5 protein-coding genes are annotated in these 24,803 nt (G+C 73.3%); 3 read left to right on the top strand and 2 right to left on the bottom strand.

Annotated features, from left to right (window positions below):
• Positions 1-58 precede the first annotated feature (58 nt).
• Positions 59-22,138 carry a non-ribosomal peptide synthase/polyketide synthase gene (locus MOM01_RS18220; protein ID WP_241386850.1) on the bottom strand — a complete coding sequence of 7,360 codons (22,080 nt, stop codon included), beginning with the start codon at positions 22,136-22,138 and terminating at the stop codon, positions 59-61.
• A gap of 522 nt (positions 22,139-22,660) precedes the next feature.
• Here MOM01_RS18220 and MOM01_RS18215 point away from each other — a divergent pair.
• Entirely contained in the window at positions 22,661-23,242 is a 582-nt protein-coding gene (locus tag MOM01_RS18215) for a hypothetical protein (RefSeq protein ID WP_241386849.1), read from the top strand.
• Positions 23,243-23,278: 36 nt separating this feature from the next.
• On the opposite strand, the gene MOM01_RS18210 is transcribed toward MOM01_RS18215, so the two are convergent.
• A complete protein-coding gene (locus MOM01_RS18210; protein WP_374112327.1) occupies positions 23,279-23,611 on the bottom strand; it encodes a hypothetical protein in 333 nt (110 codons plus the stop codon).
• 210 nt (positions 23,612-23,821) lie between these two features.
• Here MOM01_RS18210 and MOM01_RS18205 point away from each other — a divergent pair, with 210 nt between their 5' ends.
• Together MOM01_RS18205 and MOM01_RS18200 are read left to right on the top strand one after the other, a co-directional pair.
• On the top strand, positions 23,822-24,160 hold the full coding sequence (locus MOM01_RS18205) for an RNA polymerase-binding protein RbpA (protein WP_026061850.1): 339 nt from the start codon (positions 23,822-23,824) through the stop codon (positions 24,158-24,160).
• Positions 24,161-24,415: 255 nt separating this feature from the next.
• Positions 24,416-24,799, top strand: a complete 384-nt coding sequence (locus tag MOM01_RS18200; protein ID WP_374112326.1) for a chorismate mutase — start codon at positions 24,416-24,418, stop codon at positions 24,797-24,799.
• Positions 24,800-24,803 lie beyond the last annotated feature (4 nt).

The following is a 24,803-nucleotide window of genomic DNA, read 5'->3' as shown; positions in this document are numbered from 1 at the left end:
AATCCAACTCATAATCCGCATCGTGTGTCATGCAGGTTATGCATGCGGGGGTCGGAGATCAGGGTCGCCGCTGCCCGTTGCGCGCCGCCGCCGGCACCTCGCCGCGCCCCCAGCGGCGCACCGCCTCGTCGCTCTCGGCCAGCCGCGCCCCCAGCACCGCCACGATCGTGTCGACGGCCGGGGCGGTGACCATCTCGTGGTGGTCGCAGTCGAGCCGGTACTGGTGGATCTCCCCCGCGATCGCGTTGTGCCAGGACGCCACCGCCGGATTCGGGGCCTCCGAGCGGGCCGCGGTGAAGAACAGCGCGTCGCCGTCGAAGGTGTCCGCTTCGTGCCGGCGGGCGGCCCGCGCGGTGTCGGTGGACCCGGCGGTCAGGCGTTCGAGATGCGCACCGGTCAATCCGGTGCCGCCGCCGAACATCTCGTCGAGCAGGGTCGCGGCACGCGCGAAGCTCGGCTCGGGATCGTCGACGACGATCCCGAGATCGCGCAGCATCTCCCGGGGACCGAAGGCGGGTGCGGCACCGACGAGGAGGTGACTGTCGAGCAGGGCCAGGGTGTCGACGATCTCCCCGGCGCGGCGCAGCTCCACGGCGACGGTGTGGGCGACGACACCGCCGAGCGACCAGCCGAGCAGATGGTAGGGGCCGTGCGGTTGCACCCGGCGGATCTCCCGCACCCAGTGCCGGGCCAGCGTGGCCAGACTGTCGTGGTGCGGGCCCCCGGACAGGGCCGGCAGCTGCAGCCCGTAGACCGGCCGGTCGTCGCCGAGGCGATGCGCGAGCGTGAGATACGGCCAGGCCAGACCGGCGGCGGGCGGCAGACAGAACAGTGCCGGGCCGCTACCCGCGCGCAGCGGCACGAGCACCCGGAAGGCGGCGGCCACCTCGGCCGCGGTGTCCCCGGCCGCATCGCCGGCGGCCAGTTCGGCGGCCAGTTCCGCGGGGGTCGGACCGGTGAAGATCGCGGCGATCGGTACCCGGCGGCCGAGACGTTCGCCGAGCGCCGGCAGCAGCCGGGTGGCGAGCAGGGAGGTGCCGCCGAGGTCGAAGAAGTTGTCGTCGGCCCCGACCCGGTCGACACCGAGATGCTCGGCGAACAGGTCCGCGACGAGCCGTTCGAGGTCACTGCCCGGGGCCCGGTAGGCGCCGTCGGCGGCGGTGAAGTCCGGGGCCGGTAGCGCGGCACGGTCGAGTTTGCCGGCCGGGGTGAGCGGCAGCGCGTCGAGGACGACGATCACCGCCGGCACCATGTGTGACGGAAGGTGCTGCGCGGCGAACGATTTCACCTCGGCGACCGGGATCTCGGCGTGCGGGGCGAGGCGGATGTAGGAGACCGGCACCTGCTGCCCGGACGGTGCGGTGTGCCCGACGGTGTGGGCGAAGACCACCTGCGGGTGGCCGGTCAGCACCGTGTCGATCTCGCCGAGTTCGACACGGAAACCGCGGATCTTGACCTGGAAGTCGGTGCGGCCGACGAAGTCCAGCTGCCCGTCCCCGGTCCAGCGCACCAGATCGCCGGTGCGGTACATCCGCTCCCCCGGCGCCCCGTGCGGGTCGGCGACGAAGCGGGCGGCGGTCAGATCGGGGCGGGCGTGATAGCCGCGCGCCAGCGCCGGACCGGCGACGTACAGTTCGCCGGCCACCCCGACCGGCACGGGCTGCAGGCGCGCGTCGAGCACCAGGGCGCGGAATCCCCGGGCGGGCCGGCCGATGGTGACCGGCTCGCCGGGCTGCAGCGGGTCGCCGAGCGAACTCATCACGGTCGCTTCGGTGGGGCCGTAGGCGTCGATCATGCGCCGGGTGCCGGCCCAGCGGTCGACCAGTTCGCCCGGCAGGGCTTCCCCGGCGACGAGCAGCACCTGCACGTCGGGCACGGTGTGCGGGTCGAGGGAGGCCAGCGCGGTCGGGGTGATGAAGGTGTGGGTGACCCGGTGTGCGCGCAGTACCGCGGCCAGGTCGTCACCGCCGTACACCTGGGGCGGCACCACCACCAGGGTCGCGGCGGCGGCGAGCGCCATCAGCTGTTCGAAGATCGACGCGTCGAAGCTCGGGGAGGCCAGATGCGAGACGCGGGAGGTGGGGGTGACCTGCAGGCGTTCGCGTTCCTCGCGGGCGAGGGAGGCCAGGCCGCGGTGGGTGACGCCGACCCCCTTGGGGCGGCCGGTGGAACCGGAGGTGTAGATCAGGTAGGCGGGCTGATCGGGGTGCAGCGCCGCGGGCCGGGCGGCGTCGGTGACCGGCCCGCCCGCCGCGCTGTCGAGGTCGAGGTCGTCGAGGACGAGCCAGTCCACCGTGTCGGGCAGCGCCGGCCGGTGCGCGGCGACGGTGATGCCGACGCGGGCGGCGCTGTCGTCGAGCATGAACGCGATGCGCTGGGCCGGATAGGTGGGATCGATCGGGACGAGGGCGGCGCCGCTGCGGACGGTGCCCCACACCGCGGTGATCGACTCGAGGGAGCGGGGCACGGCCACGGCGACGACCTGCTCGGGTCCGGCGCCGTGGGCGAGCAGCAGCCGCGCCAGGGTGTGCGCGCGGCGGTCGAGGGCGTGGTAGCCGAGGCTGCGGTCGCCGTCGATGACCGCAGTGGTGTCCGGGGCGGCGGTGACGGCGGCGTCGAGCAGCTGTGGCCACAGCAGCGCCGGTTCGGGTGCCGGGCCGGTGGCGGGCACCAGGGCGCCGCGTTCGGTGGGGGTGGTCAGGTCGATGTCCCCGACCGGGCGGTCGGGTGCGGTGGTGACCGCCGCGAGCAGCTGCACGAACCGGTCGGCGAAGGAGCGCACCGTGGCGGCGTCGAACAGATCGGTGGCGTAGACGAAGGCCGCGTCCAGTCCGCCCTCGGGATGTTCGCCGACGAGCAGTTCCAGATCGAAATTGCACACCGTGGGGTCGAGGGGGACGCCGTGCACACTCAGGTGCGGTAGTTCCACCGTCGGCAGTTCGGGGGTGTGGAATTCGAGGGACACCTGGAACAGCGGTGAGTGCGCGGTCGAGCGGGCCGGGGCGAGCAGGTCGACGACCCGGTCGAAGGGCAGATCCGCGTGGGCGAAGGCGTCGAGGTCGTGGTCGGTGACCGCGCTGAGCACCTCGGCAAAGCCCGCCGCGGCGGGGACGGGGGTGCGCAGCACCACGGTGTTGACGAACATGCCGATCAGGTCGTCGAGGACGCGGTGCCCGCGCCCGGCGATCGGGGATCCGACGGCGATGTCGTCGCTGCCGGACAGTCGGGCGAGCAGCACGGCGTAGGCGGCGTGCACGGTCATGAACACCGTGCTGTGGGCGGTGGCGGCGAGGCGGCGGAGCCGGTCGAGCAGGTCGGGGTCGACGGTGAAGCGGACGATGTCGCCGCGGAATGACTGCTGTGGTGGGCGGGGCCGGTCGGTGGGCAGGGGCAGCACGTCGGGTAGTCCGGTGAGCCGGCGGCGCCAGTAGTCGCTCTGTTCGGCGGCGAGGCTGCCGGCGGTGCCCGGATCGCCGAGCCGGTCGAGTTGCCAGAGGGTGTAGTCGGCGTACTGCACCGGCAGCGGTGCGAAGTCGGGGCGTTCGCCGCGGCTGCGGGCGGCGTAGGCGGTCATCAGGTCGCGGGCGAGCGGGCCGGTGGAGCCGCCGTCGGCGGCGATGTGGTGCACGACCAGCACGGCGAGGTGGTCGTCGCGGCCGAAGGAGAACACCCGGGCCCGGATCGGGATGTCGACGGTGACGTCGAAACCGGCGCCGACGAACTCGGTGATGGCCCGGTGCACGTCGGTCTCGTCGGCGGGGACCACGTCGACGGTCAGCGGGGCGTCGGCGGCGGCGAGGATGCGCTGGTGCGGGCCGGTCGCGGTGGCCGGATAGACGGTGCGCAGGCTTTCGTGCCGGGTGAGCACGTCGTGCAGGGCCGCCCCGAGCGCGGCCGGGGACAGATGCCCGGACAGCCGGATGGCGAGGGGGATGTTGTAGGCCGCGGAGGTCGGATCGAACTGGTTGATGAACCACAGGCGTTGCTGCGCCGGGGACAACGGCACCTGTGCGGGGCGCACGTGTGCGACCGGGCCGAGGGTCGGCGCGGCGTGGCGCTCGGCGTCGGTCCGGCCGCCGCCGAGCGCGGTGGCGAGCGCGGCGACGGTGGGGGCGTCGAACAGGGTGCGCACCGGCACGGGCCGGCCGAGCCGTTCCCCGAGGCGCGCGACCGCGCGGGTGGCGAGCAGGGAGTTGCCGCCGAGGTCGAAGAAGTTGTCGTCGGCGCCGAGCCGGTCGATGCCGAGGACCTCGGCGAGGATGTCGGCGAGGCTCGTTTCGAGGGGGTCGGTGGGGGCCGGACGGTCGCCGCGGCCGGGGGTCAGGTCCGGGGCGGGCAGCGCGGAGCGGTCGAGTTTGCCCACCGGGGTCAGGGGGATCTCGTCGAGCGGGGTCACCACCGTCGGCACCATGTGGGACGGAAGATGCTCGGCCGCATAGTTTTTGAGCTCCGCCGGGTCGACGGTGGTGCCGGTCGCGGGGTGGATGTGGGCGACGAGGATGCTGTCCCCGCTGGGTGCGGGAGCGGCGACGGTCGCGGCGAAGCCGACACTCGGGTGCGCGGTGAGCACCGCGTCGATCTCGCCGAGTTCGACGCGGAACCCGCGGATCTTGATCTGGAAGTCGGCGCGGCCGACATAGTCGATCCGCAGGTCCCCGCCGGCGGGGTTGCCGACCCAGCGCACCAGATCACCGGTGCGGTACATCCGCTCCCCCGCGGTGCCGTAGGGATCGGCGACGAACCGGGCGGCGGTCAGCGCCGGGCGGGCGTGATAGCCGCGGGCCAGACCCCAGCCGGCCAGATACAACTCGCCGGTGACCCCGACCGGCACCGGCCGCAATGCCGGATCGAGCACCACGGCGTGCACCCCGCGCAGCGGACCACCGAGGGTCGGGATCCGATCGGCGGTCACCGGCTTGCTGATCGTCGCCATCACCGTCGTCTCGGTGGGTCCGTAGCCGTTGACCAGCCGTCGGCCCGGCGCCCAGGTCTGCGGCAGGTCCGCGGGCCAGGCCTCCCCGCCGACGGCGAGGTCGGCGAGGGCGGTCAGATCCGCCGGGTCCAGGGAGGCCAGGGCGGCGGGGGTGATGAAGCCGTGGGTGATGCGCTGCTCGCGCAGCACCCGGCCGAGTTCGCTGCCGCCGACGATCTGCGGGGGCACGATCACCAGGGTGGCGCCGGAGCCGAAGGCCAGCAGGTATTCGAAGATCGACGCGTCGAAGCTCGGTGAGGACAGATGCATCACCCGGGCGCCGGGTCCGGCGCCGAACCGGTCGCGTTGCTCGCGGGCGAAGTTGTCGAGGCTGCGGTGGGTGGTGAGCACGCCTTTGGGGCGGCCGGTGGAACCGGAGGTGTAGATCAGGTAGGCGGCGTGGTCGAGTCGCAGCGGCACGCGACGATCGGCGTCGGTGATCGGCGCGGCGCCGGCCGGGGCGACCCGGTCGAGGTCGTCGAGCAGCAGCCACGGCACCGTGTCCGGCAGCTGCGCGCGGTGCGCGGCGGTGGTCAGCCCGAACCGGGCGCCGCAGTCGTCGAGCATGAACGTCACCCGGTCGGTGGGATAGCGCGGGTCCACGGGTACGAACGCCGCTCCGGTCTTGGTGATCGCCCACATCGCGGTGACCGCGTCGACGGAACGGGCCACGCCCAGCGCGACGAAGGTCTCCGGTCCGGCCCCGTGCTCGAGCAGCTGCCGCGCCCAGCGGGTGGACCGGTCGTCGAGTTCGCGGTAGGTGAGCGTGCTCGCACCCTCGCGCAGCGCCGCGGTGTCCGGATGCGCCGCGGCGGTGGCGGCGAGCAGCTCCGGCAACGTCGCGGAGCTGCCCCCGGCGGGGCCGCGCACCGGCAGCAGCGCCGCGTGTTCGCCGGCGGTGAGCACCGGCAGGGCACCCACCGCGGTGGCGGGATCACCGGTGAGAGCGTCGAGGACGGCGGCGATGCGTGCGGCGATGGCGGCGACCTCGGCGCGGTCGAAGACCTCCGGCAGGTATTTCATGCGCAGATGCACCGCGCTGTCGGTGTGCGCGACCACCGACAGCGGATAGTGCGCGGCGTCGCGGCCGGTGATGCCGGCCACCCGCATCCCGGCCAGATCGGTGTCGCTGTCGAGCCCGGCGCGTTCGACGGGATAGGACTCGAACACCGTGAGGGTGTCGAAGCGCACCGCGGCCCCGAGATGCCGGTCGAGGCTGCCGAGGTCGAGATGGTGGTGGTCGAGCAGGGCGACCTGTTCGGCCTGGATGCGGTCCACGAGGGCGCCGACGGTCTCGTCGGGCCGCACGGTGATGCGCACCGGGACGGTGTTGATGAACAAGCCGACCGTCGCTTCGACCCCGGGGATCTGCGGGGGCCGCCCGGACACCGTCGCCCCGAAGACCACATCGGTGCGGCCGGTGAGCGTGCCGAGCACCACCCCCCAGGCGGTCTGCACCAGGGTGTTGACGGTGACCCCGCGGCCGGTGGCGGTGGTGTGCAGCCGGTGCGACAGGGCGGTGTCGAGGTCGATGTCGAGATCCTCGGAGATCCCGCCGGCGCCGGTCGCCCGGTGCTGCGGGGCCAGCAGGGTCGGTTCGTCGACCCCGGCCAGGGCCCGGCGGTAGGCGTCGAGCGAGGCCTGCGGATCCCGCTCGGCCAGCCAGCTCAGGTAGTGCCCGTAGGAGGGGGCCGGGTCCAGGGCGCGCAGATCACCGTCGGTGGCGTAGAGCATGAGCAGCTCGCGGATCAGCACCGGGGTGGACCAGCCGTCGAGCAGCAGATGGTGGTTGGTCAACGCCAGCAGGTGCCGGCCCGGTCCGGTACGGACGACGGTCGCGCGCAGCAGCGGTGCGGTCTCGGTGTCGAAGCGGGTGCGCCGGTCCAGGGCGAGCAGTTGCGCGGCCGCATCATCGGGATCCGGGTCGTCGCTGGTGTCGGCGACGGTGAACGGCACCTCCACATGGGTGGGCACGACCTGCACGTGGGTGTCCCCGGCGGCCGGGAACGCCGCGCGCAGCGCCGGATGCCGGTCCAGCAGCAGTTGCAGGACGCGCCGCATCCGGCCCGGGTCGACCTGCCCGCGCAGATCGAGCACCAGTTGCACGATGTACGCGTCGGGGCGGTCCCCGGCGAGCAGGGCGTGGAAGAGCAGACCGGATTGCAGCGGCGCGGTCGGCCACACCGTCTCGAGGGGCCCGTAGCGCTGCTCGAGACGTTCGATGCCGTCCTGGTCCAGGCGCACCAGCGGCAGATCGGAGGGGGTCAGACCGCCGGCGTGCGGGCTGCGGGTGTGCCGGGTCAACGCGGTCGCGGCGGTACCGAACCGGGTGGTCAGGGCGGCGAGGTCGGCGGGGTCGAGCAGCCCGGCCGGATACGACCAGTGCACCCGCAGCACCGGCCCGGTGGGGGTGTCGACGGTGACGGCGTTGATGTCGAGCACCGCCGCGGCGGGCATCTCGGGATGGTGGGCGCCGCCGTGCGGGAAGCCGTCGATCGGCAGCCACGGGGTGTCGGGGTCGGTGACCCCGGCGGTGGGACGCCCGAGATAGTTGAAGCTGATCTGCGGGCCGGGACGGTCGGCGAGCAGCGCCGCGGTGTCGTCGTCGAGATAGCGCAGCAGCCCGTATCCGGTGCCGTGGTCCGGGACGGCGGCGAGGTGTTCCTTGACGGTCTTGACGGCGCGGCCCGCGGCGGGGCCGGCGGCCAGGGCGTCGTCGAGGTCGATGCCGGTCAGGTCCAGGCGCAGCGGATGGATGGTGGTGAACCAGCCGACGGTGCCGGACAGGTCCGCGCCGGCGGCGGCGGTGCTGTCGCGGCCGTGCCCTTCGAGGTTCAGCAGCACCGACCGGTGGTCCTGGCCGCGGTCGCGGCGCCAGGCCGTCACCGCCAGGGCCAGGGCGGTGAGCAGACCGTGGTCGACGGCACCGTGGAAGGCGGTGGGGACGGCGGTGAGCAGCGCGTCGGTGACCGCGGGGGGCAGTTCGGTGGTGGCGGTGGTGACGGTGGCGGTGGTGTCGCGCGCCGGATCGAAGGGGCGGTGCCCGAGCGGGGGGTCCTGGCCGTCGAGGATCCGGCGCCAGAAGTCGAGTTCGGTGCGGCGGGCGGGATCGTGGGCAGCGTCGTGCAGGGCGTGCGCCCAGCGGCGCACGCTGGTGCCGTCGGCCGGGGGTAGCAGCGCCGAGGTCGCGGCACCGGCGGTGGCGGCGGCCCAGGCGGCAGCGAGATCGGGGACGAGGATGCGCCAGGACACCCCGTCGACGGCGAGATGGTGGATCACGAGCAGCAGCCGGCCCGCACCGCTGCTCGCGTCGAACCACACCAGCTGCATCATGCGGCCGGCGGCCGGGTCGAGCCGGTCGGCGGCGGCGTCGAGTTCGGTGGCGGCGAGCGCGAAGAAGTCGTCGCTGTCGGCGGCGCTGGTGACCGGCACCCGGTGGATCACGGCGGCGGTGTCGACACCGCCCGGGGCGGGCACGTGCAGCAGGTGCCCGCCGGCAGCGTCCGGTGTGGGGACGAGCCGGGCGCGCAGCATGTCGTGCCGGTCCAGGACGGCGCCGACGACGGCGTGCAGGGTGGCGGCGTCGAGGCCGGCGGGCAGGCGCAGCAGCATCGCCTGCGAATACCGGTCGACGGGGCCGCCGCGGGTGAGCAGCCAGTGCGCGATCGGGGGCAGTGGCATGCTGCCGACTCCCCCGCCGGGCAGTTCGGCGAGCCGGTCGGCCGGATCGCCGGTGCCGACGACGGTGGCCAGCGCGGCCGGGTTCTTGTGTTCGAAGATGTCGCGGGGGGTCAGGTCCAGGCCGAGGGCCTTGGCGCGGGAGACCAGCTGGATGGACATGATCGAATCGCCGCCGAGCGCGAAGAACGAATCGTGCACTCCCACCGTGGGCAGTCCGAGGACCTGCGCGAACAACTCGACCAGGGTGGTTTCGTGGCCGCGGGCCGGGGCGCGGGAGACGGTGCTGCGGGCCGCGAAGTCGGGGACCGGCAGGGCCCGCCGGTCGAGTTTGCCGGTCGCGGTGATAGGCAGCCGGTCGAGCACCATCAGGGTGGCGGGCAGCATGTAGGCGGCGAGTTCCCCGGCGGCGTGCGCGAGCACGGTGTCGACGTCGAGGTCGTGGCCGGTCTCGGGGACGAGATAGCCGACGAGCCGGTCGGGGCCGGCCGGCTCCCCGCCGGTGCCGGTGTCGGTGTCGGTGTGCAGCAGGACCACGGCGCGGGCCACGCCGGGGGCGCGCAGCAGGGCCGCTTCGATCTCGCCGAGTTCGATGCGGAAACCACGCAGCTGCACCTGGAGATCGGCGCGGCCGAGATATTCGATCTCACCGTCGCGGGTGCGGCGGGCGAGATCCCCGGTGCGGTAGAGCCGCGTCCCGGGCGGCCCGTAGGGGTCGGCGACGAAACGGGCGGCAGTGAGATCGGGGCGGTGCAGATAGCCACGCGACAGTTGGGTCCCGGAGACGTACAGTTCGCCGATCACCCCGGGCGGTACCGGATGCAGACGGGTGTCGAGCAGGTGCAGGCGCAGTGAGGGCAGCGGCGTCCCGATCAGGCTCGCCGACGCCCGGGCGGCGAGCTCACGGCTGATGCTGCGGGCGGTGACGTGCACGGTGGTCTCGGTGATGCCGTACATGTTCACCAGCCTCGGGGCGGTGTCGTCGTGCCGGCGGTACCAGCGGTCGAGCTGGGCGAAGTCGAGGGCTTCGCCGCCGAAGATCACCCAGCGCAGCGCCGGCAGGTCGACGGCGGCGGCGCGGTCGGCGTCGATCAGCTGGTAGAAGGCGGTCGGGGTCTGGTTGACGACGGTGACCTGTTCGCGGCGCAGCAGGGCCAGGAAGGCGTGCGGGTCGCGGGCGGTGTGGTAGTCGACGACGACGACCCGGCCGCCGTGGGCGAGCGCCCCCCACAGTTCCCACACCGAGAAGTCGAAGGCGTAGGAGTGGAACATCGTCCACACGTCGTGGGCGCCGAAATCGAACATCTCGCGGGTGTCGGTGAGCAGGGTGACGACGGTGCGGTGCGGCACCGTCACGCCCTTGGGGCGGCCGGTGGAGCCGGAGGTGTAGATGACGTAAGCGGCCGAATCGGGATGCACGGGCGGCAGGGCCGCGGTGTCCGGAAGGCTGTGCAGGGCGGGATCGTGCAGATCGAGGATCGGTGGGGTGTGTGCGGGCAGCGCGGCGGCGTGCTCGGTGGTGGTGAGCAGGCACACCGGGCGTGCGTCGTCGAACATGTACGCGAGCCGGTCCGGGGGGAAGCTCACGTCGATGGGCAGATAGGCGGCGCCGCTGTGCAGCACGGCGAGCAGCGCGACGATCAGGTCGGTGCCGCGGGGCAGCGCGACCGCGACGAGCCGGTCCGAGCCGGCGCCGTGCGCGCGCAGCACCTGCGCGAGCCGGTGCACCTGCGCGGTCAGTTCGCCGTAGGTCAGGGAACCGTCCTCGGCGGTGACGGCGACGGCGCTCGGGTCGAGGCCGGCGCCGCGGGCGTAGAGGTCGACGAGGGTGGCGGTGACCGGCCGCGGGGCCGGTGCCGGGGCGGGGTATTCGTCCGTGGTGAGCAGGTCGATGTCGCCGATCGGGGTGTGCGGGTCGGCGGTGACCGCCTCGAGCAGCCGCACGAACCGGTCGGCGAAGGAGGCGATGGTGGCGGGATCGAACAGGTCGGTGGCGTAGGTGAAGGCGGCGTGCATCCCGGCGTCGCCCTGTCCGGGTTCGTCCTGCAGGGTCAGTTGCAGATCGAATTTGGCGACCGGCAGGTCGGTGTCGAGCGCCGCGACCTCCAGTTCGGGGAGCACCAGCCGGGCCTGGTCGGTGTTGCCGTATTCGATGACCACCTGGAACAGCGGGGACCGGTCGACGGCGCGGGTGGGGGCGAGGGTGTCGACGAGGCTTTCGAAGGGCAGTTCGGTGTGCCCGAAGGCGGCGAGGTCGATCTCCCGGATCCGGTCGAGGTGATCGGTGAACGCCGCCCCGGTGTCGACGGGGGTGCGCAGCACCACGGTGTTGACGAACATGCCCACCAGGTCGTCGAGGGCGCGGTGGCCGCGACCGGCGACCGGGCTGCCGACGACGATGTCGGTGGTGCCGGTCAGGCGGGCGAGCAGCGCCGCGAACACCGCGTGCACGGCCATGAACACGCTGCTGTCGTGGTCGGTGGCCAGGGCGGCGAGGCGGCGGTGCGCGGCGGCGGGCAGGGTGAACCGGTGCAGGCGTCCGCGGAAGCTGCGCTGCGCGGGGCGGGGCCGGTCGGTGGGCAGCGGCAGCAGTTCGGGGGCGTCGGCGAGGGTGTCGCGCCAGAACCGCAACTGGGCGGCGGCGAGGGACTGCGGGTCGTCGGGGTCGCCGAGCAGTTGCTGCTGCCACAGCGCGTAGTCGGCGTACTGCACCGGCAGCGCCGCCCAGTCGGGGTGCTGCCCGCCGGTGCGGGCGGTGTAGGCGAGCATCAGGTCGCGGGCCAGCGGGGCCATGGAGGAGCCGTCGGCGGCGATGTGGTGCACCACCACCGCGAGCACATGGGCAGCAACACCGGTGTCGGTGTCGTCGGTGTCATCGGTGTCGTCGAGACGCCACAACCGGATCCGCACCGGCACCGCCGCGGCGACATCGAAACCGGCACCGACGAAATCGGTGAGCTGCTGCGGGAACCGGGCGGCGGGCACCGGTTCGGCGACCAGCCTGCCGGCCACCTGCTCGGCGTCGGCGATCACCTGCCGCGGGCCGTGGTCGTCCCCCGGATACCAGGTGCGCAGGCTCTCGTGCCGGGCCAGCACGTCGTGGACCGCGGCGGTCAGCGCGGGCACGTCGAGCCGGCCGGTCAACCGGATCGCCAGGGGAATGTTGTAGGCGGCGGAGGCGGTGTCGAACTGGTTGACGAACCACATCCGCTGCTGCGCCGGGGACAGCGGCAGCCGGTCCGGGCGCGGCGCGGCGACCAGCGGCACCCGCCCGTGTCCGCCGTGATCGTCGAGGATCCGCGCGGCCAGGGACCGCACCGTCGGTGCCTCGAACAGGGCGCGGACCCCGGCGTCGGTGCCCAGCGCGGTGTTCAGGCGGGCCACGACCCGGGTGGCGATCAGCGAGTTGCCGCCGAGATCGAAGAAGTTGTCGTCGACGGAGACGGTGCGATGGCCGAGGATCTCGGCGACGATCCCGGCGACGGTGGCCTCGAGTTCGGTGCCCGGCGCGCGGTAGTCGCCGGCCGTGCCGGTCAGATCCGGGACCGGCAGGGCAGCGCGGTCGAGTTTGCCCACCGGGGTCAGCGGCAGCGCGTCGAGCACGACGACGGTGGTGGGCACCATGTGCGCCGGCAGCCGCGCCGCGGCGTAGGCGCGCACGACCTGCGGGTCCACGCCGGTGCCGGTCTCCGGCAGCACATAGGACACCAGCACGGTGTCCCCGGACGGGGCGGTGTGGCCGAGGGTGTGCGCGAACGCGAGCGCGTCGTGGCCGGTGAGCACGGCGTCGATCTCGCCGAGTTCGATGCGGAAACCGCGCACCTTGACCTGGAAGTCGGAGCGGCCGAGATATTCGATGTCGCCGTCGCGGCGCCAGCGCACCACATCACCGGTGCGGTACATCCGCTCCCCCGGCGCCCCGTAGGGGTCGGCGACGAACCGGGCGGCGGTCAGATCGGGGCGGTGGTGATAGCCGCGGGCCACTCCGGCCCCGGCGATGTACAGCTCCCCGGCGACCCCGACGGGCACCGGCCGCAACCGGTCGTCGAGGACCACCTGGTGGAAGCCGACGGCCGGGGCGCCGACGGTCACGGTGCCGCCGGGCCGCAGGACGGGGCTGACGCTGGTCTCGATGGTCGCCTCGGACGGGCCGTAGCCGTTGAACATGCGCCGCCCCGGCGCCCACCGGGCGACCAGTTCGGGTGGGCAGGCCTCCCCGGCGACGACGAGCACCTCGAGGTCGTCGAGACCGGCCGGGTCGAGGGAGGCGAGCGCGGTGGGGGTGATGAACGCGTGGGTGACCTTCTCCCGGCGCAGCAGGTGGGCGAGTTCGTCCCCGCCGTAGATGTCCGGCGGCACGATCACCAAGGTGGCGCCGGCGCAGAACGCCTTGGTGAACTCGAAGATCGACGCGTCGAAGCTCGGCGACGCCAGATGCGAGACGCGGGCGTGGTGGGTGAGCGCGAAATGGCTGCGGACCTCGGCGTTCAGGTTGGTCATGCCGCGGTGGGTGACGACCACCCCCTTCGGGCGGCCGGTGGAACCGGAGGTGTAGATCAAGTAGGCGGGGTGATCGAAGTGCAGCGCGGTGGTGCGGTCGGCGTCGGTGACGGGGGCGGGATCGGCGGCGTCGATCCGCGCGGCGACGGCGGGATCGTCGAGCACCAGCCAGGGCACCTCCCCGGGCAGCTCGGCGCGGTGCGCGAGGGTGGTGAGCCCGAGCGCGGCGGCACTGTCGGTGAGCATGTAACGCACCCGCTCGGGGGGATAGCCGGGGTCGACGGGCACGAACGCCGCGCCGGTCTTGGTCACCGCCCACACCACCGCCACCGATTCCACCGAGCGGGTCAGGGCCAGCGCGACGACGCTCTCCGGTCCGATCCGCGCCTCGATCAGCAGCCGCGCCAGCCGGGTGGACCACAGGTCGAGTTCGGCGTAGGTGATCTGCCGGTCGTGGAAGCGCAGCGCCACCGAGTCGGGCAGGATCGCCGCGATCGAGGTGAGCAGTTCCGGCCACAGTTGCGGTGAGACCGGGGGCAGGCCGCGGGCCGGGGCGAACTCGGCGAGTTCCCGGTCGGTGACGATGTCGATCTGTCCGATCGGGGTGTGCGGGTCGGCGGTGATCGCGTCGACGATCCGCACGAACCGGTCGGTGAAGGAGGCGATGGTGGCGGGCTCGAACAGGTCGGTGGCGTAGGTGAAGGCGGCCCGGATCCCGGCGGGCCCGTCGGCGGTGTGGTCCTCGGCGACGGACAGTTGCAGGTCGAACTGGGCGAGTGTCGGATCGAGGTCGAGGGCGGTGACCGTCAGGTCGGGCAGGACGATCTCGGGACGTTCGGTGTCCTGGAATTCGAGCAGGACCTGGAACAGCGGAGTGTAGGCGGTCGAGCGGGGCGGGTCGAGGACCTCGACGAGCCGTTCGAAGGGGACGTCGGTGTGCCCGAAGGCGGCGAGATCCCCGGTGCGCAACCGGGCGAGCAGCGCCCCGAACGGTTCGTCGTCGTCGACCCGGGCGCGCAGCACCACGGTGTTGACGAACATGCCGACCAGATCGTCGAGGACGCGGTGCCCACGGCCGGCGACCGGGGTGCCGACGACGATGTCGTCGCTGCCGGACAGCCGGGCGAGCAGCACCGCCAGCGCGGCGTGCACCACCATGAACACCGACGCGTCGTGGGCGCGGGCGATCTCGGTCAGCCGCCGGTGCGCGGCGGCGTCGACGGTGAACGGGATCCGCGCACCGCGCCGCGAGGGCTGCACCGGGCGGGACCGGTCGAGGGGCAGTTCCAGCAGGTCCGGGGCGCCGTCGAGGGTGTCGCGCCAGAACCGCAGCTGGGTGGCGGCCAGGGAGCCCGGATCGGTGTCGTCGCCGAGCACCCGGTGCTGCCAGAGGGTGTAGTCGGCGTACTGCACCGGCAGCGGGGTCCACTGCGGGGGTCGGCCGCTGTGGTGGGCGCTGTAGGCGGCGATGACGTCGCGGGCCAGCGGCCCCATGGAGAACCCGTCGGCGGCGATGTGGTGCACGACGAACACGAGCACGTGTTCGGTCTCGGACAGTGCCAGCAGCCGGATGCGCAACGGGATCTCCGCGGCCACATCGAAACCGGTGCCCAGGATCGGCTCCAGGTGCGCGGTGAGCGCGGCGGCCTCGTCGCCGCCGGCCGGGGTGGGGACGGTCGGTACCGCCGGGTCGGTCACGGCGGCCCCGGCGGGCACGATCAGCTGCACCGGTCCGTCGTCGGTGAGCGGATAGCGGGTGCGCAGCGATTCGTGCCGGTCGACGACCGCGCCGATCGCGCGGTGCAGCGCGGCCCGGTCCAGCCGGCCGCTCAGCCGCAGCGCGACGGCGATGTTGTAGGCCGGGGAGGTGGTGTCGAACTGGTTGATGAACCACATGCGCTGCTGCGCCGGGGACAGCGGGATCGGTTCGGGGCGCGGCCCGGCGGTGGGGACGCCGCGGTCGTGCCCGGCCCGGTCGGGCCGGTCGAGGTGGGCGGCGAGATCGGTGACGATCGGATGGTCGAACACCTCGCGGATGCCGAGTTCGGTGCCGGTGGCGGCGGCGAGCCGGGCCGCGACCCGCATCGCGAGCAGGGAGCTGCCGCCGAGGTCGAGGAAATGATCGTCGGCGCCGACCTCGGTGCGGTCGAGCAGATCCGCGTAGACCGTCGCGACGAGTTGTTCGGTGGGAGTGCGTGGCGCCCGATAACCGGCCCCGGGTTCCGGGGCGGGTGGGGCGGGCAGCGCGGCCCGGTCGAGTTTGCCGGTCGCGCCGACCGGCAGGCCGTCGAGGACGACGAGGGCGGCGGGCAGCATGTACTCGGGAAGCTGCGCGGCGAGGTCGGCGGTGACCGCGGCGGTGTCGATGCTGTGGCCGGGGGCGGGCACGAGATAGCCGGTGAGCCGGTCGTCGTTGCCGTGGTGGACGAGCACCACGGCCTGGGCGATCTCGGGGCGGCGCCGCAGCAGATGTTCGATCTCGCCGAGTTCGATGCGCAGGCCCCGGATCTTGACCTGGAAGTCGGTGCGGCCGAGATACATCAGGACACCGTCGGCGCGCCGGGTGGCCAGATCCCCGGTGCGGTACATCCGCTCCCCCGGCGCCGCGAACGGGTCGGCGACGAACCGGTCGGCGGTCAGCGCGGCCCGGCCGAGATAGCCGCGGGCGAGCTGCACCCCGGCCAGATACAGCTCCCCGGCGGCGCCGGGAGGCACCGGATGCAGCCGCGCATCGAGCACATAGGTGCGGGTGTTCCACACCGGCACCCCGATCGGGACGGCGCCGTGATCGTCGGCGCCGGTGGTCCAGGCGGTCACGTCCACCGCGGCCTCGGTGGGGCCGTAGAGATTGTGCAGGGCGGTGTGCGGCAGCGCAGCGCGCAGCGCGGCGGCGGTCTCGGCGGGCAGCGCCTCCCCGGACGCGAAGACGTGCCGCAGCGACTCTCCCCCGGCGGGGTCGTCGCGCACCGCGTCGACGAACACCGCGAGCATCGACGGCACGAAATGCGCGACGGTGACCTGCTGCTGCGCGAACAGGCGCAGCAGATAGCCGGGATCGCGGTGCCCACCGGGCTCGGCGACGACCAGCCGCGCCCCGACCTGCAGCGGCCAGAAGAACTCCCACACCGACACGTCGAAGGTGGCGGGGGTCTTCTGGACGACGGTGTCGGCGCCGGAGAGCGGATAGCTGTGCTGCATCCACCGCAGCCGGTTGACGATCGCCGCGTGCGGCACCGCGACCCCCTTGGGGCGGCCGGTGGAACCGGAGGTGAAGATCACGTAGGCCAGCTGCGCGCCGCCCGGCTCGGGGCGTTCGGCCGCGGTCAGCGCCGCCGGGGATTCGGCGTCGAGATCGAGCCGGTCGAGCGGCAGCACCGGCACGGTGGTGGCCGGCAGCGCATCGGCGACCGCGGTGGTGGTGAGCACCGCGATCGGGGCGGCGGTGTCGAGCACGTGCCGCAGCCGCTCGGGGGGATGGTCCGGGTCGAGCGGCAGATACGCCGCGCCGGCCTTGACGATCGCGTACATGCCCACCAGCAGTTCCAGCGATCGCGGTGCGGCCAGCGCGATCACCCGGTCCGGTCCGGCGCCGGCGCGCAGCAGGCGCCGCGCCAGCCGGTTGGTGAGCGCATCGAACTCGGCGTAGGTGTAGGTGCGGTCGGCGACGGTGAGCGCCGGGGCATCCGGACGGGCGGCGACCTGCGCGGCGAACAGGGCGCCCAGGCCGGGCGCGGACTCGAGGGCGGCGGTGGTGTTCCAGTGGTGCAGCACCGCGGCGCGTTCGGCGGCGGTGAGCAGGTCGAGGTCGCCGACGGCCGCGGTGGGATCGTCGACGACGGCGGTGAGCAGCCGCACCAGCCGCGCGGCGAAGGACGCCGCGGTGGCCGGGTCGAACAGGTCGGTGGCGTAGGACAGCGCGCCGCGCAGCGCGGCGCCGCCGGTGACGTCGGGGGCCTCCCCGAGCTGCAGATGCAGGTCGAATTTCGTGGTGTGCGTGTCGATCTCGGTGATGTCGACGTCGAGTCCGGGCAGCCTCAGGTGCGCGCCGGTGGTGTCGGCGAAGGCGAGCATCACCTGGAACAGCGGTGAGTACGCCGCCGAGCGGGTGGGCACCACCGCGTCGACGAGCCGGTCGAACGGCAGGTCGGTGTGCGCGAACGCCGCCAGGTCGGTGTCGCGCACCGCGGTGAGGATGTCGGCGAAGGACGCCCCGGCGGGCACCGCGGTGCGCAGCGCGACGGTGTTGACGAACATGCCGACCAGATCGTCGAGGGCGCGGTGGCTGCGACCGGCGACCGGGCTGCCGACGACGATGTCGTCGCTGCCGGACAGCCGGGCGAGCAGCACCGCCAGCGCGGCGTGCACCACCATGAACTCGGTGGCGGTGTGCGCGTGCGCGAGCGCCCGGATCCGCCGGTACAGCTCGGCGTCGATCTCGACGTCGATCCGGTCGCCGCGGAAGGACTGCTGCGCCGGCCGGGGCCGGTCGGTGGGCAGCGCCGACAGTTCGGGGGCGCCGGCGAGGACCTCGCGCCAGTAGTGCAGTTGCCGGCCGGCCCGCGACTCCGGGTCGTCGACATCGCCGAGCAGCGCATCGAACCACAGGGTGTAGTCGGCGTACTGCACCGGCAGCGGCGCCCAGTCCGGGGTGGTGCCGGCGGCGCGGGCGGCGTAGGCGGTGACCAGATCACGCGCCAGCGGCGTCAGCGACGCCCCGTCGGCGGCGATGTGGTGCATCACCACGGCCAGGATGTGGTCGTCGTCGGCGAGGCGGAACAGCCGCATGCGCACCGGCGGGTCGACGGTGACGTCGAAACCGGTCGCCACGACCGCCGCGACCGCGGCATCGAGATCGGTGGTGGTCTGCGCGGCCGGGTCCGGGCGCACCGCCTCGACGGGCAGCACCTGCTGCACCGGGCCCGCGGCGGTCGCCGGGTAGACGGTGCGCAGCGCCTCGTGCCGGGTGAGCACGTCCCCGATCGCGGCGGCCAGCGCCGCGGGATCGAGTGTCCCGCGCAGATGCAGCGCGACGGGGATGTTGTAGGCGGCGGAGCCCGGATCGAGCTGGTCGACGAACCACAGGCGCTGCTGGGCCGCGGAGACGGGGATGTGCTCGGGTCGCGGCACCACCGGGGCGGGGGCGGGCCGTTCCCGGTCGTCGCCGGCGGGCAGGTTCGCGGCCAGCGCCCGCACCGTGGGGGCGTCGAACAGGGCCCGCACCCCCAGATCGGTGCCGAAGGCGTCGTTGATGCGGGAAATCACCCGGGTGGCGACCAGCGAGTTGCCGCCGAGATCGAAGAAGTTGTCCTCGGCGCCGATCGCGGTGACACCGAGTTGGTCGGCGACGATCGCCGCGAGGGCGGTCTCGGTCGCCGAGACCGTCGCCGCGCCGGTCGCGCCGGCCGGACCGAAGGACGGTTCGGGTAGCGCCGCACGATCGAGTTTGCCGACGGCGGTCAGCGGGATCTCGTCGAGCACGACGATCGCCGCGGGCACCATGTGGGCGGGCAGCCGCTGCGCGAGCGCGGCGAGCAGCGTCTCGGGGTCGAGGCTGCGGCCGGGATCGGGCAGCAGATAGGACACGAGCACCGGTTCCCCGGAGGGGGCGGTGCGGCCGAGGGTGACGGCGAAGGCGACATCGTCGCGGTCGCTGAGCGCGGCGTCGATCTCCCCGAGTTCGATGCGGAAACCTCGGATCTTGATCTGGAAGTCCGAGCGGCCCAGATATTCCACCGCCGGGGGGTGCGGCACCGCGCCGGACGCGTCGGCGCCGGCCCAGCGGGTGACATCGCCGGTGCGGTACATGCGGGTGCCGGGCGGGCCGTGGGGGTCGGGCACGAATCGGGTGGCGGTCAGCCCCGGGCGGGCGAGATAGCCGCGGGTGACCCCCGGCCCGGCGACGTACAGCTCCCCGGCGACGCCGATCGGCACGGGATGGAGCCGATTGTCGAGGATCGTCTGGCCGATCCCGCACACCGGGCTGCCGATGGTGATGGACTCCCCCGGCACCAGGGCGTCGGTGATGTTGCAGACGATGGTGGTTTCGGTGGGGCCGTAGGCGTTGTACATGCGCCGGCCGGGGGCCCACCGCGCCACCAGCTCCGGGGGGCAGGCCTCCCCTGCCACCGTCACCACTTCGCAGCCGACACCGGTGGGATCGACCGAGGCCAGCGCCGCCGGGGTGGAGAACAGGTGGGTGATCGCCTCCTCGCGCAGCAGCGCGGCGAGTTCGTCGCCGCCGTAGATGTGGGCGGGCACCACCACGAGCGTCGCACCGACCGCGAAGGCGGTCATGTATTCGAAGACCGACGCGTCGAAACTCGGCGACGAGAAGTGCGAGACCCGCGCCGTCGGCGGTGGCGCGAGCCGGGTGTGCAGGGTCGCGGACAGGTCGGCCAGGCCCCGATGCGGCACCACCACCCCCTTGGGGCGGCCGGTGGAACCGGAGGTGTAGATCAGATAGGCCGGGTGGTCGAACTGCAGGGCCGCCGGCCGGTCGGTGTCGGTGATCGCCGCTTCGCTCGCCCCGGCGAGACGGTCGTCGAGGTCGGGTTCGCCGAGGACGAGCCAGGGCACCGTCCCCGGCAGACCCGCGCGCGTGGCGGCGGTGGTCACGCCCAGCACCGCCCCGCAATCGGCGAGCATGTAGTCGAGGCGGTCGGGGGGATAGTTCGGGTCCACGGGCACGAAGGCCGCGCCGGATTTGGCGACCGCCCAGATCGTGGCGACCGATTCGAGGGACCGGGCGATGCCGACGGCGACGAACCGTTCCGGGCCGGCGCCGGCGGCGACGAGCACCCGAGCCAGCCGGTTGGACCAGGCGTCGAGTTCGCGGTAGGTCAGGCGTTGTCCGCCGCACACCACCGCGTCGGTGTCCGGCACGATCGCGGCGACCGCGCCGAGGATCTCCGGCAGGGTCTGCGGGGAACGCGCCGGTTCGCCGCGGGCGGGCAGCAAACCGGCCAGTTCGTCGGCGCCGACGAGCGGGAGGTCGCCGACGGGCGCGCCGGGATCGGTGCGGGCGGCGGTCAGGACGCGGTGCAACCGGGCGGCCAGACCGGGTGCGGTGCCGGCCGCGGGACGGATCTGCAGGGCGGGCCCGGTGGTGTCGAACATCAGGTGCGCGGCGTCGGGACTCCCGTCGGGATCGGCGGTGCCGGGACTCCCCTCGGAGCCGGGGGCGGCGGGAGTGTCGAGGTGCAGCACCAGGGGCAGCGTCCGCACCGAGTCGGTGAGCACGGCCCGGTCGACGTCGAGATGGGCGGTGATGTCCTCGAGCGTGCGCCGCACCCGGGCGACGAGCGCGGGGAACGCCTCGGCCGGATCGAGGCGCACCCGCAGCGGCCAGATCGCGCCGCGCTCGGTGACACCGACGACGATGTCGTCGTGGCCGGTCAGACGGGCGGTGAGGGTCGCGGCCGCAGCGCACAGCACCGCCCGCAGCGCGCCGGAGGTGTCCCCGGCGGCGCCGGCGACCGGCGCGGCAGTGCCGACCGCCGCGACCAGCGCGGCGGGGTCGAGGGGCGGATCGGGGTGGAGGGGAGCCGGGCCCGCGGGAGTGGGCAGGTCGAGCCGGTCCGGGCCGTCGGCGAGCTGGTCCTGCCAGAAAGCGGTCGCGGCGGCGGCGCGGCGACGCTGCGCCGCCAGGGCGACAGTGGGTGGATGCACCGCGGTGATCGGCCGGTCGGGTGCGGCGTGCACGAAGTCGCCGAGCAACTCGACGAAGCGGTCGTGGTGGGCGCGCAGTTCGTCCTCGTCGTAGCGATGGGGGTTGCCGCGGAAATCGAGGAAGGTGCGGGCCGGATCACCGCTCTGATAGATGTTGACCAGCAGATCCTGGACCGGGCCGGAGGTCATGATGTGGAATTCGCCGCGGATGTCGCCGAGCACGATCTCCTGCCGGAACAGCATCACGTTGACCAGCGGCCCGGCATAGCGGTGCGGCTCCCCGGCCGCTCCGCTCTCGCGGCGGATGTCCTCGAGGCTGAATCGCTGGTGCCGCAGCGCCCCGGTGAGTTCGAGCTGCACCCGGTGCACCAGCTCGGCGCGGGTGTCGGCGGCGGTGACGGACACGTGCAACGGGACGGTGTTGACGAGCATGCCGCCCGAGCGGCGGGCCAGCGCGGTGGTGCGGGCGAAGACCGGCAGGTTGATCACCACATCGTCGCGGCCGGTCATCCGGGCCAGATAGCACGCGACGGCGGCGATCACCGCGGCGGTCGAGGAGACGCCGGGTTCGTCGTCGAGCGCGGTGAGCGCGGTGACGAGGTCGTCGGGCAGTGCGCGGCTCGACAGGCGGGACACCGCGGCGGTGGGGGCCTCACGCAGCGCGAGGGTGGATCCGTCCTCGAGTCCGGCGACCCGGTCGAGCCAGTAGTCCCGGTCGGTGCGGTACCGCTCGGAGGACCGGTAGTCGTGGTCCCAGTCGTAGAGGGCACGCAGCTCGGCGGTGCGGGCCGGTTCGGGTTCGCGGTCCTGCACCGCCGCGGTGTACAGCGCGGCGATGCGGTTGACCATCGTCATCGCCGCGAAGCCGTCGAGCGCGACATGGTGGATGCGGCTGTACCACAGCACCCGGTCGTCGGCGACCTGCAGGAACGACATGTTCACCAGCTGGTCGGTGGCCAGATCGACGGGGGTGGCGTAGTCGGCGGTCATCCAGGTGTGCGCCGCGGCCATCGGCTCCGGGGTGTCGCGGAAGTCGAGCAGCGGCATCTCGGCGGTCTCGGCGACGCCCGGATCGATGTACTGGAACGGTTCGCCGTCGACCTCGACGACCCGCAGATAGGCGGACCGGAATTCGCCGGCGGCGCGATAGGCGCAGCGGCGCAGCAGTTCCAGATCCGGTGCGCCGCGCAGATCCACATACTGCGCGATGCACACCGGCACCTCGGGGGCGAGCTGCTGAGTGAACCAGATGGCCCGTTGCGCGGACGACAACGGGAAAGCCCCGGCCGGTAACTGCGGACGACGGTGTCGCAGCGACATGTCCCCTCCGAAAGCGATGTTTGGCCGTGATCGGCGCGCCCCCGACATCGCGTGCGAGGACCGATCCGGCACCGCGACGCGCGGTGTCCCGATCGGACCCCCGTTCGATCGTGCGGATCCCGTGTGAGCGGGACCACACCACAAGCTAGACCACCTCCGGCGGTGGCAGCAGCGGAATGCGGCGAAGCGTGCGCTGCAGCCGGTCCGGACGCGCCCGGGGCCGGCGCGGCGTCGGCGCCGACCCAGGGGTGACCTCGGAAGTAGTTCCCCGACCGCAGGTTTCGTCGCGGTTCGATAACGTTTTCCGGGGCGCCGCGGGGTTTGTCCCGTTCGTGACGGCAGAGGTCGTCGATGCTGCGGCGCAGCCGGGGCGAAGTGGACGGAAACGGCCCACAATCCGACAGGTCTTTTTATTCTCGGAACGGCTGTCTGCTCTGTGCTCCCGCCGCCGCGACCCCGGCGTGACCGGATCGCGACCGGTTCGTCCCGCCCTTCCGCTCGTCCGACTCGAAGGAGCCCGCGATGTTGCGTCGCCGATCCGCTCAGCTCGTCACCGCCCTGTTCGCCGCCGCCGTGGTGGCACTGCCCGCCCAGGCCGCTGCCGCACCGCCCCCGCCGGGGCTGCCCGTCGACCGGTTGCGCGCCGAGGTCGCCGACTCCCCCGACATCCTCGCCGCACTCGAACGGCTCGTCGCCGATTCCGGGTCGGCGAATCCGTTCGCGCCCCCGCCGAAGAACATCCCGCAGCCGTTCACCGCGCCCGCCCCGACGGTCGGTCCCGGCTGCGGCGGATTCGTGCCGGTCGCGATGACCACGGCCTGGGTGCATCCCGGCCCGCACGGTCAGGTCCCGCCCGGATCGATCGGGGTGTACGTCGAACCGACCGTGCCCGCCCCGGTCGCCGCCTCGGATCTGAAGTTCGTGTGGATGAACATGGAGAACTTCCGGGCCGGGGTGGCCACCCTCGACAACGGCGGCGGGCTGCAGTCGACGGTGATCGACACCGGCCCCGGCGCGGTGATCGGCGCCCTGTTCGGGTCGCTGCAGTACACCAACGGGGCGTTCTGCCAGGTGATCTACACGATGGGCGGATTCTTCGCCTGAGCCGCGGCCGGGGCCGCCCGCGGCGCGGATGCGCGGTCAGCGCAGCCGTTCGGCGTCGCGGGCCAGGTCGAGCAGGTCCCGGCACAGCGCGGTGAGCTCGTCGCGGCCGGCGTCCTCGGCGACGGCGGTGGCCACGTCCTCGGCGGCGCACCGCAACCGGAAGGCCCGATCGGCGAGCGCCTCGACCTCGGCTGCGGTGAGCACCACCGCGTCCTCGGGCAGTCCGGCACGGCGGGTACTGCTGCGCTGCTCGTAGGCGCGCTGGCGGCAGGACTGGCGGCAGTAGCGTCGCCGCCGCCCGGTGCCGATCTCCGGGACCGGGCGTCCGCACCACAGGCACGTGCTCAGTCGCGTCTCCCGTCCGGTCACGAGCAGTCACTGTACTGCCGTCGCCGGCGGGGCAGGTGGGCACCGTGCGGGGCGCCGCCGCGGCGGGTCGCTAGACTGGCACCTCGGCTCCTCGGTGGGCCGCGGGAACGGAATCGGCTCCGTCGACGTTGACCCCAGTGGACGTCGAGCCCGGCGTCGGTGCCGCACGGCACCGTCACCCGGGTGGAGCACACAAGGAAGGACACCACCATGGCAGATCGTGTACTGCGAGGCAGCCGACTCGGGGCGGTGAGCTACGAAACCGACCGCGACCACGATCTGGCGCCGCGGCGAATCGCTCGCTACCGCTGCGACAACGGCGAGGAGTACGACGTGCCGTTCGCGGACGACGCGGAGATCCCCGGCACCTGGATCTGCAAGAACGGGCTCGAAGGCACCCTGGTGGAAGGCGCCGCACCCGAACCGAAGAAGGTCAAGCCGCCGCGCACCCACTGGGACATGCTGCTCGAGCGCCGCTCGATCGAGGAACTCGAGGATCTGCTCAAGGAGCGCCTGGATCTGCTCAAGGCCAAGCGCCGCGGCGCCTGACCGGCCCGCTCGCTGTCGTGGTGCCGCCCCGGACTCACCGTCCGGGGCGGCACACCTCGTTTCCGGGGTGCGCGATGCCCCTTGCCGGACCGGGGTGTGCGCGAATCCGGTTGCGGCCCCGCCACGAATCGCGCAATCGTCGGCATGGCACTCGGTGCGCGTGCAATTATGGCCGCACGCCGGTCGCCGAGGATCGGCCCCGCACGACAGCCGGACCCGCACCGCTTCCGGCGGGTCAGTTCGCACAGGGGGTGAGTGCCCGTGCCCGACCGTCCCAGCCCCGCGGCGGACGCCGCGTCGACGCAGGCAGCCGCCGAACTCGACGACCTGCGTGCCGAACTCGACGCCATCGACGGCGCGCTGCTCGACGACGTGCGTGCCCGCCTCGAGGTGTGCACCCGGGTCGCCGAACTGAAACAACGCCACGGTCTCGACGTGCTGCAACCCGGCCGCATGGAGGTGGTGCACCGCCGCGCCCAGGACTACGCGCAGCGGCACGGCATCTCCGGCGACTTCGTCCGCTCCCTGTACGGTCTGCTCATCGACGAGGCGTGCCGGCTCGAGGACCGGATCGTGTCCGGGGCGGACCCGGCGGAGCGGATCGTGGCCGGATCCGACACCGCGCACCGCCCGAACTGAGGCC

The sequence above is a fragment of the Rhodococcus sp. CH91 genome, from assembly GCF_022554085.1.
Taxonomy (GTDB): Bacteria; Actinomycetota; Actinomycetes; order Mycobacteriales; family Mycobacteriaceae; genus Rhodococcus.
This window is presented reverse-complemented; position numbering and strand designations above follow the sequence as displayed.